Source organism: Nocardia sp. NPDC005746, assembly GCF_040630785.1.
In the GTDB taxonomy this organism is placed as follows: domain Bacteria; phylum Actinomycetota; class Actinomycetes; order Mycobacteriales; family Mycobacteriaceae; genus Nocardia.
Genome location: NZ_JBEXYE010000012.1, coordinates 250,178 through 263,243 on the forward strand (window position 1 = coordinate 250,178; position 13,066 = coordinate 263,243).

Consider the following 13,066-nt stretch of genomic DNA (forward strand, 5'->3'; position numbering starts at 1 on the left):
CTCCTCGGCTCCTCCGCTTCGCTGCCGCTTCCGCTCCAAGCGTGGGGAGGCGGAGCGTGGTCCGGAACGAGACGGTGGCGAACCTTCCAGTGCCACTTCTCAACTGGTCGAACGCCGTGCGGGTGCGTTCGCCAACGACGCTCGGTCGTAGGCTGGGGGCGTGGCTGAGCAGAACCAGGGCGAGAGCAAGTCGGCGGGCGACACCGGGGGCGGGGCCGCGCAGGCCGGGGGCGTGCCCACGACCGTGCGGGTCGCGGGGGCGCTGGTCGCCCTCGAAGGCGCGGCCGGGCTGGTGGCGATGGTCATCCTGATCATCGTCGGCCTGAACGGGGAGGCGCAGAGCGCGAAGAACAGCTATCTCACCGCCGGGTACGCGGCGATCCTCGGCGGCGCGGTGCTGGCGGCGGGGCTCACGCTCATGCGCGGCAAGCGGTGGGGGCGGGCGCTGGCCACGTTGACCCAGCTGTTGCTGCTCGGTGTCGCGTATTACATGTTCACCTCGGGGCGGCCCGAATTCGGGACGCCGCTGGGGTTGCTGGCGCTGGGCACCCTGGGCGCGCTGTTCGCACCCGCCTCGGTCAAATGGATGGCCGAGGGGTACGGCTCGGGCGCGGAGTAGCGCCGCGCGCCCGGCTCAGTGGCCGCTGAGCCGATTTTTGGACGCTCGCCCACTTCCCTGGGTGAGCGAGCGCTTCCCGGGCCTCTCGGGCCCTCAGTCGTCGGCGTGCGTCGCGAGGCGCGCCAGGTGAGCGCCGGAGAGCCGGTAGCCGGTCCATTCGTGCTGATGCTCGGCCCCGATGGACCGGTAGAAGTCGATGCTTGGGGTGTTCCAGGTGAGGACCGACCAGTCCACCCGCGCGTACCCCTGCTCCACGGCCTCGCGGGCCAGCGTCGCCAGCAGGCTCTTGCCCAGGCCGCGCCCGCGCGCCTCCGGCTTGACGTAGAGATCCTCCAGGTAGATCCCGTGCACGCCCTTCCAGGTGGAGTAGTTCAGGAACCAGATGGCGCAGCCCACCACGCCGCGATCGCTCTCGGCGACATGCGCGTACAGCGCGGGCGTGGGCCCGAACAGCGCGGTCCGGAGCTGCTCCTCGGTGAGCGTGCACTCGTCGGGGGCCTTCTCGTACTCGGCCAGATCGTGGACCAGACCCACCAGCGCGGGAACGTCGTCGGGTGTGGCGCGGCGGATCATGCGGAGGTCCCTTCCATCGGTTCGAGCGGCGCGACCAAGTTGTGCGCGAGCACGGTTCGCGCTCGATGATCGTGTCCCAGCACCGTAACCGCGGCCGTGGACAGGAAGAACCGGCGGCCCTCGGTCACCTCGAACTCGGCCCAGCGAGCGATGAGCGCCCGCGAGAAGTGACCGTGCCCGACCAGCACCACGTCGCGGGTGGCGAGTTCGGGAATGACCGTGGCCAGCACGTGGTCGGCGCGTTTACGGACCTGGTCGGCGGTCTCGCCCTCGGGGACCTCCCCGGTCCAGATGGTCCAGCCGGGCGACATCCGCTGGATCTCCGGCGTGGTCAGGCCCTCGTATTCGCCGTAGTCCCACTCGACCAGGTCGTCGTCCACGATGACCCCGGTCAGCCCGGCCAGTTCGGCGGTCCGCAGCGCCCGCTGCCGGGGACTGCTGAGCACCAGCGGATTCGACAGGTCCAGGTCGTACAGCAGTTTTCCGGCCGCCCGAGCCTGAGCCTCACCGATCTCGGTGAGAGGCACATCGGTCCGCCCGGTGTGGCGGCGCGCGGCCGACCAGGCCGTCTCCCCGTGTCGAAGCAATACCAGCCGGAATTCGCCACCGCTCATGAATCGATCATGCGCCACCGCCTCGCCGAATACTCGGCGGGCGACAGATTGCCGTCGGAATTAGCGTCCGGGCCGGCGGTCGGGAGCCGATCCGACCCGGGCGTCCCCGGGAGGTTTACCCCGACCGTCGCGAAATCAGCTGTCGCGGTGGCAGACGAGCGCCTCAGGGGCGAGCGCCGACTCCGTACACCTGCGTGCCGCGGCGTTCCAGGAACATGGTGCCCGACACCCCGAGCGAGATGGGTTCCTTGTGGTAGTCGCTGCGCTGCAGTGGGATTCGCGATAGCTGCGCGCCGGTGGCGGGATCCAGAATGGCCAGCCCCTCCGGGATCGGGGCGATCAGCTGGCCGGACATCATCGCGGCGGTGCCGAGCACATTGTGGGTGCCCCACAGCGGGTCCAGGGTGGAGAGGTTCAGCGCGACCAGCGCCTCACCGGTGAAGACGAAGAAGCCCGACGACAGTCGCGCCACCATGGCGGTGTCGGAGAACGCCGGCATCTGGTGTGTGGCAATCAGATTGCCGTTCACGTCGTAGAGCGCGAGAACCGGTGTGGTGGACGGGGTTCCGGGTAGGTAGAGCGCGATCCTGGTGTCGGACACCGCGATCACCTTCGCCCCGTCGACCGCGCCGCCCGGCTCGGTGAGCACGTGCGAGCTGTACTCCTCCGGCGTGGTGCCGTCCTTGGGTGCGGGATTGAGGATGGTCAGCCGCGCGGCCGCCTCGTTCGGGCAGCGTTCCAGCACCGCCACCCGGCTCGGCGCCGACGCCGACGACATCAGGGCGCACCCGCTGCGCGGCTGGGTGTGCGGGTTCACCGGGGCGTCGACATAGCCGTACTCGAGGGTGCGGACCATGTCCGAACGCCACAGTTCCAGCCGCCGCGGACCCTGCGCCAGCATGTAGGTGCTGTCGGGGGCCAGAGTGATCTTGTCGTCCATGTAGCTGGACCGGGCCGCCACCCGAGAGCCGTTCTCGGCGTTCAGCAGTGTGGTCTGACTGCACCCGCGCTGATCCTTGTAGGTGGCGACGACCGTGCCGAACTGGACTTCGGCCGCGCACAGCGGCAGATCCCGCTCGTAGGTCCACACCTGCTCACCGGTGCGGGGATCGCGCCCCGACACCGTGCCGCCGTCGGCGGTGACGGCCACGCCGCCCACCACCAACGACCGCTGGGTCGCCCCGTCGGAGGCGTGCCACAGTTCCGCGACCTGCTGGGGCACCGGATCGGTGGAGATCGGCGCGGGCAGGGTGCGGGTGGCCGTACTGGCGTGGGTACCGCGAACACCGCTGGTCAGCACCACGACCACTGTCGCGATCGCCACCAGAGCGGCGATCGCGACAGCAGTGAGAATATCGGCGCGCGTCCGCCGCTCGGGTGCGAGCACGACAGCGAGAGTAGCCGATCCGGCCGACTAGGCCGAGGCCGCGACCGCGGTGTCGGCCACCGTGACGGCGCCCTCCGCCCCGTCCTCGGTCTTCTTGCGACGCGTCCGCTTCACCGGGGCCGCCTCGGAACCGCTCGCCGCGGTACCCGGCTCGACGGCCTCGACCTCGGACTTCGCCGCCGCCTTCACGGCCTTGCGAACCCGCTTCTTCGGCGCCTCCGCCTCGGCCACGACCTCACCGGTCGCGGCGGTGGACTTCTTCGCCGCGGCCTTGGCCTTGGCGGGCGCGGCCTTCGCGGCGGCGGCCTTCGCCTTGCCGTTGGTGGCCGGCTCCGTCGTGCTGTCGGCGGCTTCGGCCTGGGGGTCGGCGGCAGCGGCGGCGACCTTGCGAGTCCGCTTGGCCGGAGCCTTCTTCGGCGGCTCGACGGTCTCCGCGGCGGGAGCCTCGGCGCCGGCGGCGGTCTCGGCCACGGCCTTGCGAGTCCGCTTGCGCGGCGCCGCCTTGGCGACCTCGCCCGCCACCTCGGTGGTCGCGGCCTTGGCCCGGCTGGCCCGCTTCTTCGGCGCGGTCATCGCGACCTCACCCGAATCAGCCGCGGCCTTGCCCGAATCAGCCTTGACCTTGCCCGAATCAGCCTTGACCTCGGCCGCCGCGGCCGTGTCGGTGGCGACAGCGGAATCCGCTGCGCCGGTGCCGGATTCGGCCACGGCCTTGGTTCGCCGGGTGCGCTTGCGCGGCGCTTCGGCCTCGGGCGCGGCAACCTCGACCGCCACGGCAGCCTCGGCCTTCGGCGCGGCCTCGGCGACCGCCGAACCCGCGTCGGCGACCGGCGCGGCGGCCTTGGCGCTGCGGGTGCGCTTGCGCGGCGCCGTCGTCGCGGCCGCGTCCACACCGGACTCGGTGGTCGCGACAGCGGCGGGTGCCTGGTCCTGCGCGGCAACCGGAGCCGCGGCGGCGGGAGCCGCCTCGGCGGTGGCCGCGCCCTCGGTCACCGCGGTGACGGTGCCCTCGGCCGAGCCCCGCCCGCGGCGGTTCCGGCGACGGTTGCGGCCGCCCTCGGCAGCTGCCTCGCCCGCCGGTTCACCGGCGGCCTCGGTCTCCACCGAGGTGGTGGCCTGGACCGTGCCGGTGGCCTCCGCTCCGTTCGCGCCGCCCTTGCCGCGACGGCGGCGACGGCGACGGCGGCCGGTCTTCTCCGGGTCGCCGGTGGTCGAATCCGTCTCGGCGGCAACGGTTTCAGTGGTGGTGGCGGCCGGAGCCGCGTCACCCTCGGCGCGGCCGCCACGGGTGCGGCGACGGTTGCGTTCGCGGGGCGCGCGGCGCTCGCGTTCGACGACGACGGCGTCCTCGTCGCGCGGGGCCGGGCCCTTGCGCACGATGCCGGTGACGCCCTGCGGGATGCCGAGCTCCTCGTACAGGTGCGGGGAGCGGGAGTAGGTCTCCGCCGGTTCCGGAATACCGAGGCCCAGGGCCTTGTCGATCATGGCCCAGCGGTTCAGCTCGTCCCAGTCGACCAGGGTGACCGCGACGCCGGTCTTGCCCGCGCGGCCGGTGCGGCCGATGCGGTGCACGTAGGTCTTCTCGTCCTCAGGGCACTGGTAGTTGACGACGTGGGTGACGTCGTCGATGTCGATGCCGCGGGCGGCCACGTCGGTGGCGACCAGCACGTCGATCTTGCCTTCGCGGAACTTCTTCAGCGCCTTCTCACGGGCGATCTGCCCGAGGTCGCCGTGTACCGCGCCGACCGCGAAGCCGCGCTCGGCCAGATCGTCGGCGACCTTCTGCGCGGTCCGCTTGGTGCGCGCGAAAATCATTGTCGCGCCGCGGGTCTCGGCCTGCAGAATGCGGGCGACCAGCTCGCTCTTGTCGAGCGCGTGCGCCCGGTAGATCAGCTGGGTGATCCGGTCGTGCACCGCGGATTCGTGGTGCTCCTCGGCGCGGATGTGGGTGGGTCGGCTCAGGAAGGTGCGGGCCAGGGTGATGATCGGGCCCGGCATGGTGGCCGAGAACAGCAGGGTCTGCCGCTGCTCGGGGACCATGTTCAGGATCCGCTCGATATCGGGCAGGAAGCCCAGGTCGAGCATTTCGTCGGCCTCGTCGAGGACGAGCACCTCCACCTTGCCCAGGATCAGGTGATTCTGCTGGGCCAGATCCAGCAGGCGGCCCGGGGTGCCGACGACCACGTCGACGCCGGCGCGCAGCGCCGCGATCTGGGTGTCGTAGGGGCGTCCGCCGTAGATGGCGGTCACGCGCACCGGGGTGCCCTGGTCGTCCTTCAGGTACTTGCTGGCGTTCTCCAGATCCTCGGTGACCTGCATGCAGAGCTCGCGGGTCGGCACGATGATCAGGGCGCGCGGGGTGCCGTCGAGGGTCTTGGTGCCGGAGCCTGCGGTGGCGATCCGGTTCAGTAGCGGCACACCGAAACCGAAGGTCTTACCCATACCGGTGCGGGCCTGGCCGATGAGATCCTCACCGGCCAGCGCGAGCGGCAGGGTGAGTTCCTGAATGGCGAAAGTGCGTTCGATGCCGATGTCGGCGAGGGCCCGGACGATTTCGGGGCGCACGCCCAATTCGGCGAAAGTGGGAGCGAGGTGGGTGTCGTCGAGTTCCGCGGTCAGCAGCGTGTCCGCCACACCCGGTTCCTGCTCTACGGTGATCTTGCTCAGGTTCTTGCCTTTCCTCGTTATCGCGTCTCGCGCGCACGAGGCGTGGGGCGGACCCGGACGGCCCGCGACGACCACTAGATCCGGTTTCTCGCCGCTGCTGGGATGCCTGTCCGGGGGGATGGGCGTCGACCTGGCGCGGCGGTGCAGTGCTGCGGATCGGAGTGCGCGCACATTTTCCATGGACTGGCGGGTATGAATTTCCGCCGTCCGCGGAGATTGTAGCGTGATACGACCTTCGCCCTGTTTTCCGCCACCGCCGATGTGCGGCATTATTACGCTGGTAGGCGCGCTTATCGATATCCGATACGGGTCTGATCCGGGGTTTCGCAGTAGCGTTAATGATTGCGGCGCACCATAATTCGGTCCGGGGGCGGGTGCGGGCCGCGCGACCGGCAGTTGAGTTGCTCACATGTGTGATACGTCGTGTACCACTATCTGTCATGGTGGTGCCGTGAGCTTGGCAGACACCGTGACAACCGCTGCGCGCAACGCGTGGGCCCTGACGTTCGGCGACGGCATCGAGGCCCCCGACCCCACCCCCTCGACGGTGCTGTCCGACGCGCCGCACCGCGAACTGCGCCGCTACGACGGCGCGGGTCCCGACGATCCGGCCGTGCTGCTGGTGCCGCCGCTGGCCGCGCCCGCCTTCTGCTTCGACCTGCGCCCCGACCAGAGCCTGGCCCGGTTCCTCCTGGACTCCGGCCGCGCCCCCTACCTGGTCGACTACGGCGACATCACCTTCGACGACCGCCGCATGGGCTTCGAGACCTGGATCGACGACATCCTGCCCGAGGCCATCCGCCAGGTGTCCGCCGATCGCGGTGGCCGCCCGGTGGACGTGGTGGGCTGGTCCATCGGCGGCGTGCTGGCCCTGCTGACCGCCGCGGCCGACCAGACGCTGCCCGTCCGCTCGATCACCGCGGTGGGCGCGCCCCTGAGCTACGACCACATGTTCGGCGCGCGCGAGCTGCGCTCCCTGGCCCGTCTCGACGGCGGCCGCACCGCGACCACCGCGATCCGCGCCCTCGGCGGGGTCTCGGCGCAGATCACCCGGTTCGCCTACCGGGCCACCGCCTGGAACCGGGAACTCGAGCGCCCGCTGTTCATCGCGAGCAATATCGCCGACACCGCGACCCTGGCCCGGATGGAGACCATCGACCGGTTCCAGAATTCGCTGCCCGGCTATCCGGGACGGTTCTACAACCAGCTGTGGGGTCGCTTCATCCTCAACAACGACATCGGCAAGGGCGGGCTGCGGCTGGGCGAGCGCGAGATCGCGCTGGCCGAGGTCACCCAGCCGGTGTTGCTGGTCGGCGGACCGCAGGACGCGATCACCGCGGCCGCCGCCGTGGAGCACGGGACGAAGACCCTGACCGGATCGCCGGATGTGCGGTACGAGACCGCACCCGGCTCGCACCTCGGCATTCTCCTCGCCCGTGACGCCACGTGGACCTATCTGGACAAGTTCCTGCGCGACCTGGCCTGATCGGAGCCCGGCGGGTTGTGAACAGCGCCGGAGTGTTGTGAACAGCTCTGTGGCGCAATGCTTTTCGAGTTGATCGAGAGTGCGCTCGCGACCCGCCCCGCGATGGGTGAATGTGCGGCGTTTCCTGGGGCTAGGGTGGGGACCCATGGGAGCAAACTCGTCCACCGCCCCGGAGCCCACGGGCCACCTCATCGCCGCCGAACACCCGGGTGTCACCGACCTCTTCGCCGTCCTCGCCTACGGCGAGATCTCCGCCTTCTACCGTCTCGCCGAAGAGGCCAAGCTGTCGCCCACGCTGCGCGGCAAGGTCGCCGTCGCCAAGATGGCGGGCAACGAGGCCGAGCATTTCCGGACCCTGGAACGCGCCCTCGCCGACCGCGGCACGGACGTCTTCGACGCCATGGCCCCCTTCGTGCGCGCCCTGGACGCCTATCACGCCTCCACCGACCCCTCCACCTGGCTGGAGTCGATGGTCAAGTTCTACGTCGGTGACGGCATCGCCGCCGACTTCTACACCGAGATCGCCGGCGCCCTGGCTCCCGAGGTCGCCGACGTGGTGCGCGACGTGCTGGCCGAGACCAACCATTCCGAGTTCGTGATCGAGGAGGTGCGCGGCGCGGTCGCGCAGAACCGCTCCGAGCGCGACCGGCTGGCGCTGTGGGGCCGCCGGCTGCTGGGCGAGGCGATCACCCAGGCGCAGTACGTGATGGCGCAGCGCGACGAGCTGACCGAGCTGGTGCTCACCGCGACCGGTGATCTGAACGGCATCGCCACGCTGTTCGAGCACATGCAGAACAGCCACGCCGAGCGCATGCGCGTGCTCGGCCTGGGCTGAGTTTCGCTATCAGCGCAGGCGGTCGGGGCCGATGGCGGTCGCGGCTGCGCTAGCGTGATCGGGACAGGACTACGACTCTAGGTTCGGAGGTTGGCCGTGGAGGTCAAGATCGGCATTTCGGATAGCCCGCGTGAGCTCGTCATCAACAGCTCGCAGACCCCGGCCGAGGTCGAGGCGCTCGTCAGCGGTGCGCTGCAGGGTGAGGGCGGCGTCGTGGCGCTCACCGACGAGAAGGGCCGCAAGTTCCTGATCCAGGCCGCGAAGGTCGCCTACGTCGAGATCGGCGCTCCGTCCTCGGGTCGTGTCGGCTTCGCCGCCGTCTAGTTTCCCGCGCGCGACGCGGTAGATCGCGCGAAAAGAATTGGCCCGCCGACTTTGTCGGCGGGCCAATTCTTTTTGATTCAACGAGAGTTGTTATCTCTCAATCGATCGGGTGCAGCGGAACGTGCTTGAGCCCGCCCCAGCACAGCGCGACCGTGGTGTCGACGGCGTCGTCCTTGGGGATCGGCCGGTCCGCTTCGAGCCAGTACCGGGCGCTGAGCTGGCTGGCGCCGACCAGGCCGACCGCGAGTACGCGGGCCCGGTAGGGGTCCAGACCGGAGTCGTGGGCGACCAGGTCGAACACCGCGTCCACGCAGGCCTCGGTGGCCTGCTCGACCCGGCGCTGCACCTGTGGCTCATTGGTCAGATCCGATTCGAAAACCAGTCGGAAGCCCTGGGTTTCATGGTCGACGAAGTCGAAGTACGCGGCGACGGCGGCGCGCACGCGCTGCTTGTTGTCGGTGGTGGAGCGCAGCGCCTGGCGCACGCTCGACACCAGCACGTCGACGTAGTTCTGCAGCACCGCCAGGTACAGCTCGAGCTTGCTCGAGAAGTGCTGGTAGAGCACCGGTTTGCTGACGCCGGCGCACTGCGAGATCTCATCCATGCCGGCGGCGTGATAGCCGCGTTGCACGAAGACCTCGCTGGCTGCGGCGAGAAGCTGCGCGCGGCGCGCCTCGCGGGGCAGACGGGTGCCGCGCTTGCTCGTCGCCATGGCCTCGGACGACATGCGGTGCGATGTCATCCGGTCCACGAGGTCAGTCATTGCCTATTTCTCCCAGTTGATTCCCGGTGTGAAGGATGTTCACCGGTATCCCACGAACGATACGCGCTCAGGGGGCCGCTGCCGATCCAGGTTCCGAATATTGGTCGCGTGATGCTCGCTTTGATTATGCGAGGCCGATCACAAGTGTGTAGCACATGTTCCGATTTGTGAGGTCTGCCGCATTAGCGTGAGATATCTCGCAGCAATGATCACGGGCTGGGACGGCCGCTCTCGGTGACCGGCCGGGCTGTGAGAGTCTGTCAGGCGTGACCGAGAAGGCCGCCGGCAACAAGCGACGGGGTAGACCCAGCGGGCCGATCTACGATCCGCTCGGTTTGTTCGACGACGACGGCGCATCGGAGACCGGCCCGTCGGCATCTTCTGGGCTCATCGCGCCACCCGATTCGGACCTCCTCGCCGAGGACCGCCCGCTGCCGCATCAGCCGCTGCGCGCCCGCTGGGACCCCACCTCCCCGCCCGCCGACGCCCGCAACCGCCCGCGCCCCGACCGCGAGACCAAGAAGCAGAGTCCGCTGGGCCGGTTCGTGAACACCTACGGCTGGCGGGCCTACGCCCTGCCGGTACTGCTGGTGATCACCGTCGTGGTCGCCGTCGACGCCTTCCGCCACACCGGTGACAGCGATGCCGGGCTGCCCGGATTCGGTCGCTTGAGCGAGTACACCGACAAGCCGGGCCGCATCATCGGCGGCGCGCCCAAGGGCGACGGCAAGTACGCCGTCGACCTGCCGACCGGCGCGGTCCCGCCCGGCGGGGCCTACACCGACACCGGCGCGGGCACCTGGCGGGTGATTCCGGGTACCACCGCTCAGGTCGGCACCGGCACCCAGCACGCCTTCACCTACTCCGTCGAGATCGAGAACGGGGTGGACACCGCGTCCCTGGGCGGTGACGCGGCGGTGGCGCAGATGATCGACGCCACCCTCGCCAATCCCAAGTCCTGGACCCATGATCCGCGCTTCGCGCTGCGCCGTGTCGACACCGGCAACCCGGACTTCCGCATCTCGCTGACCTCGCGGGACACCACCCGCAAGTCGTGCGGTTTCGAGATCCCGGTCGACTCCTCCTGCTACAACACCGAACTGGGCCGCGTCGTGCTCTCGGAGGTGCGCTGGGTGCGCGGGGCCCCGGCCTTCGAGGGCGATGTCGGCTCGTATCGGCAGTACCAGATCAATCACGAAGTGGGCCATGCCCTCGGCTACCACGAGCACCAGCCGTGCGAGACCGACGGCGGGCTGGCCCCGGTCATGATGCAGCAGACCTTCGGAACCCGGAACAACGACATCGCGAAGCTGGATCCCGAAGGCGTGGTGCCGATGGACGGCAAGACCTGCCGCTTCAACCCCTGGCCCTACCCCCGCGCCTGAGCGGCCGCCGCCCGCCGGCGGCGGATTCCGGCCGCTGATCACCCCGGTTCGAACGGGACTAGGCTTGGGGAAGAACGGCCCCGGTCGCTGTGTTGCAGAAATGGCCGCGAGTTTCCGGCGAATTCGATTGAGGAGTCCGCAGACGTGTCATCGCATCCCTCCCTGCCGCCCTTGGTGGAGCCGGCGGCGGAGCTGACCCGGGACGAGGTCGCCCGCTACAGCCGCCATCTGATCATCCCGGATCTCGGGGTGGACGGTCAGAAACGTTTGAAGAATGCCAGGGTGCTGGTGATCGGCGCGGGCGGGCTCGGCTCCCCGGCGCTGCTGTACCTGGCCGCCGCCGGTGTCGGCACCCTCGGCATCGTCGAGTTCGACGAGGTCGACGCGTCGAACCTGCAGCGGCAGATCATCCACGGCGAATCCGATATCGGCCGCTCCAAGGCCGACAGCGCCCGCGACTCGATTCTGGAGATCAATTCCGGAATCACGGTGGAGCTGCACAAGATTCGGCTCGAGCCCGACAATGCGATCGAGCTGTTCCGGCAGTACGACCTGATCGTGGACGGCACCGACAACTTCGCCACCCGCTATCTGGTCAACGACGCCGCCGTCCTGGCGGGCAAGCCGTACGTGTGGGGTTCCATCTACCGCTTCGAGGGCCAGGTCTCGGTCTTCTGGGAGGACGCCCCCGACGGCCGCGGCATCAACTACCGCGATCTCTACCCGGAGGCGCCGCCGCCGGGCATGGTCCCGTCCTGCGCCGAGGGCGGCGTGCTGGGCGTGCTGTGCGCGTCCATCGGCTCGATCATGGTGACCGAGGCGATCAAGCTGATCACCGGGATCGGCGACCCGCTGCTCGGGCGGCTCATGGTGTACGACGCACTGGACATGAGCTACCGCACCATCAAGCTGCGCCGCGATCCGGAGCGTCAGCCCATCACCGAGCTCATCGACTACGACGCCTTCTGCGGCGTGGTGTCGGAGGAGGGCCAGGCCGCGGCCATCGGCTCCACCATCACCGCCCGTGAGCTCAAGGAGATGCTGGACGCGGGCAAGGACGTGGCCATCATCGATGTGCGCGAGCCCGTGGAATGGGACATCGTCCGGCTCGAGGGCGCGACCCTGATCCCCAAGGACCGCATCCTCTCCGGTGAGGCGCTGTCGGAGCTGCCGCAGAACACCCCGATCGTGCTGCACTGCAAGACCGGTATCCGCTCCGCGGAGGCGCTCGCCGCCCTGAAGAACGCGGGCTTCTCCGATGCCACCCACCTGCAGGGCGGAATCATCGCCTGGGCCAACCAGGTCGACCCCTCCCTGCCGGTCTACTGAGCCCGTCGGACGGGCCCTCGGCGGCAGCGCGGGGGCCTGTTCGACGGCGGTCCGGGAGCCCGGAGGTAACGCCTCGGTCGCCGGTGTTTCACACCATGGTTTCGGCGTGTGGAACGGTCGGCGCGGCAACGGTCGCGAAAACCTGGCCAGCGGTACCGTACGCGCGTGACGATGACTGTTGTGGAACCTCCTGAGCATGTGCGCTCAACCTTCGGGTTGCGCGAGGAACCGCCGGTCCCGTTGGGGAACTGGGATGGCGGCTGGCGGTGTGGCGATGTCGTCTTGAGCCCGGTGACCGATCACGCGCGGGCTGCCTGGTCGGCGAAGGTACGCGAGACGCTGCGGGTGGACGGGCTTCGCCTGGCGCGGCCGGTACGGGCCACCGATGGACGGTATGTCGTATCCGGGTGGCGCGCCGACACCTACCTCGAAGGCGTGCCGGAGCCGCGGCACGACGAAGTGGTGTCGCTGTCGCTGCGGCTGCACCAGGTGACCGCGCAGCTGGAGCGCCCGCGTTTCCTGGCCGCGCAGCCGGTCGCGCCGTGGGCCGACGTGGACGTGTTCGCGGCCGCCGATCGCGCGGCGTGGGAAGCGGTTCCGCTGCGCAGCCTGAAGCTGGGCGGCATGCTGCCGTCCACTTCGCCGGACGGCGACCGCAGCCTGACCCTGATCACCCAGTTGTCGACCCTGCGCAAGCCGGTCACCACGCCCCCGCAGCTGGTGCACGGCGACCTGTTCGGCACCGTGCTGTTCGCCGGCGGTTACGCGCCCGGCCTGACCGACATCACCCCCTACTGGCGTCCGGCGCCGTGGGCGGCGGCGGTCATCGTGGTGGACGCGCTGTCCTGGGGCGGCGCGGACGACGGTCTGATCGAGCGCTGGGCCCAGTTGCCCGAGTGGCCGCAGATGCTGGTGCGCGCGGTCATGTTCCGGCTGGCCGTGCACGCCCTGCACCCGCGCTCGACCCCCGAGGCGTTCCCGGGTCTGGCCCGCACCGCGGATATGACCCGGCTGCTGCTCTAGGGCCGGGTGAGAGCATGCGGAAAGGCCGCACCGGGCGACGAATTCCGGTGCGGCCTTTCCG

The 13,066-nt window shown here is 69.8% G+C and carries 11 protein-coding genes and 1 pseudogene; 7 read left to right on the forward strand and 5 right to left on the reverse strand.

All coding sequences use genetic code 11. The features are described from left to right. The first annotated feature begins 160 nt into the window (after positions 1-160). Positions 161-619 (forward strand): hypothetical protein, encoded by a 459-nt coding sequence (locus tag ABZ412_RS23740; protein ID WP_357283635.1) that lies wholly within the window; start codon positions 161-163, stop codon positions 617-619. Between the two features lie 93 nt (positions 620-712). On the opposite strand, the gene ABZ412_RS23745 is transcribed toward ABZ412_RS23740, so the two are convergent. The 4 genes and pseudogenes from ABZ412_RS23745 to ABZ412_RS23760 all read right to left on the reverse strand — a co-directional run. Beyond that, a complete protein-coding gene (locus ABZ412_RS23745) occupies positions 713-1,192 on the reverse strand; it encodes a GNAT family N-acetyltransferase (RefSeq protein ID WP_357283639.1) in 480 nt (159 codons plus the stop codon). Further along, the gene (locus ABZ412_RS23750; RefSeq protein ID WP_357283641.1) at positions 1,189-1,806 is read right to left on the reverse strand and encodes an acid phosphatase; all 618 of its coding nucleotides are present in this window, start codon (positions 1,804-1,806) and stop codon (positions 1,189-1,191) included. The genes ABZ412_RS23745 and ABZ412_RS23750 overlap by 4 nt, the downstream gene beginning before the upstream one ends. Positions 1,807-1,969: 163 nt before the next feature. After that, the gene (locus tag ABZ412_RS23755; protein ID WP_357283644.1) at positions 1,970-3,193 is read right to left on the reverse strand and encodes a hypothetical protein; all 1,224 of its coding nucleotides are present in this window, start codon (positions 3,191-3,193) and stop codon (positions 1,970-1,972) included. Positions 3,194-4,462: 1,269 nt separating this feature from the next. After that, positions 4,463-5,881, reverse strand: a pseudogene (locus ABZ412_RS23760) (DEAD/DEAH box helicase); the annotation flags it as partial. Positions 5,882-6,311: 430 nt separating this feature from the next. On the opposite strand from ABZ412_RS23760, the gene ABZ412_RS23765 reads away from it, so the two are divergent. From ABZ412_RS23765 to ABZ412_RS23775, 3 genes are all read left to right on the forward strand, one after another. Further along, entirely contained in the window at positions 6,312-7,346 is a 1,035-nt protein-coding gene (locus tag ABZ412_RS23765; RefSeq protein WP_357283646.1) for an alpha/beta fold hydrolase, read from the forward strand. Between the two features lie 145 nt (positions 7,347-7,491). Then, on the forward strand, positions 7,492-8,181 hold the full coding sequence (locus ABZ412_RS23770; protein ID WP_357283649.1) for a ferritin-like fold-containing protein: 690 nt from the start codon (positions 7,492-7,494) through the stop codon (positions 8,179-8,181). A 96-nt stretch (positions 8,182-8,277) separates the two neighbouring features. After that, a complete protein-coding gene (locus tag ABZ412_RS23775) occupies positions 8,278-8,505 on the forward strand; it encodes a DUF3107 domain-containing protein (RefSeq protein ID WP_213559758.1) in 228 nt (75 codons plus the stop codon). Between the two features lie 97 nt (positions 8,506-8,602). On the opposite strand, the gene ABZ412_RS23780 is transcribed toward ABZ412_RS23775, so the two are convergent. Further along, positions 8,603-9,268 (reverse strand): TetR/AcrR family transcriptional regulator, encoded by a 666-nt coding sequence (locus tag ABZ412_RS23780; RefSeq protein WP_357283651.1) that lies wholly within the window; start codon positions 9,266-9,268, stop codon positions 8,603-8,605. A gap of 389 nt (positions 9,269-9,657) precedes the next feature. Between ABZ412_RS23780 and ABZ412_RS23785 the strand changes: the two genes are divergently transcribed. The 3 genes from ABZ412_RS23785 (at position 9,658) to ABZ412_RS23795 (ending at position 13,005) form a co-directional block, all read left to right on the forward strand. Continuing rightward, positions 9,658-10,653 (forward strand): DUF3152 domain-containing protein, encoded by a 996-nt coding sequence (locus ABZ412_RS23785; RefSeq protein ID WP_357283738.1) that lies wholly within the window; start codon positions 9,658-9,660, stop codon positions 10,651-10,653. A 144-nt stretch (positions 10,654-10,797) separates the two neighbouring features. Beyond that, complete coding sequence (moeZ, locus tag ABZ412_RS23790) at positions 10,798-11,982, forward strand: adenylyltransferase/sulfurtransferase MoeZ (protein WP_357283654.1); 1,185 nt, start codon at positions 10,798-10,800, stop codon at positions 11,980-11,982. Positions 11,983-12,153: 171 nt separating this feature from the next. Beyond that, a complete protein-coding gene (locus ABZ412_RS23795; RefSeq protein ID WP_357283740.1) occupies positions 12,154-13,005 on the forward strand; it encodes a TIGR02569 family protein in 852 nt (283 codons plus the stop codon). Positions 13,006-13,066: the final 61 nt, after the last annotated feature.

Coding starts and splice junctions, on each gene's coding strand:
- ABZ412_RS23745 (WP_357283639.1), bottom strand. CDS start 1,192: ATGATCCGCCGCGCCACACCCGACGACGTTCCCGCGCTGGTGGGTCTG.
- ABZ412_RS23750 (WP_357283641.1), bottom strand. CDS start 1,806: ATGAGCGGTGGCGAATTCCGGCTGGTATTGCTTCGACACGGGGAGACG.
- ABZ412_RS23770 (WP_357283649.1), top strand. CDS start 7,492: ATGGGAGCAAACTCGTCCACCGCCCCGGAGCCCACGGGCCACCTCATC.
- ABZ412_RS23780 (WP_357283651.1), bottom strand. CDS start 9,268: ATGACTGACCTCGTGGACCGGATGACATCGCACCGCATGTCGTCCGAG.
- ABZ412_RS23795 (WP_357283740.1), top strand. CDS start 12,154: ATGACTGTTGTGGAACCTCCTGAGCATGTGCGCTCAACCTTCGGGTTG.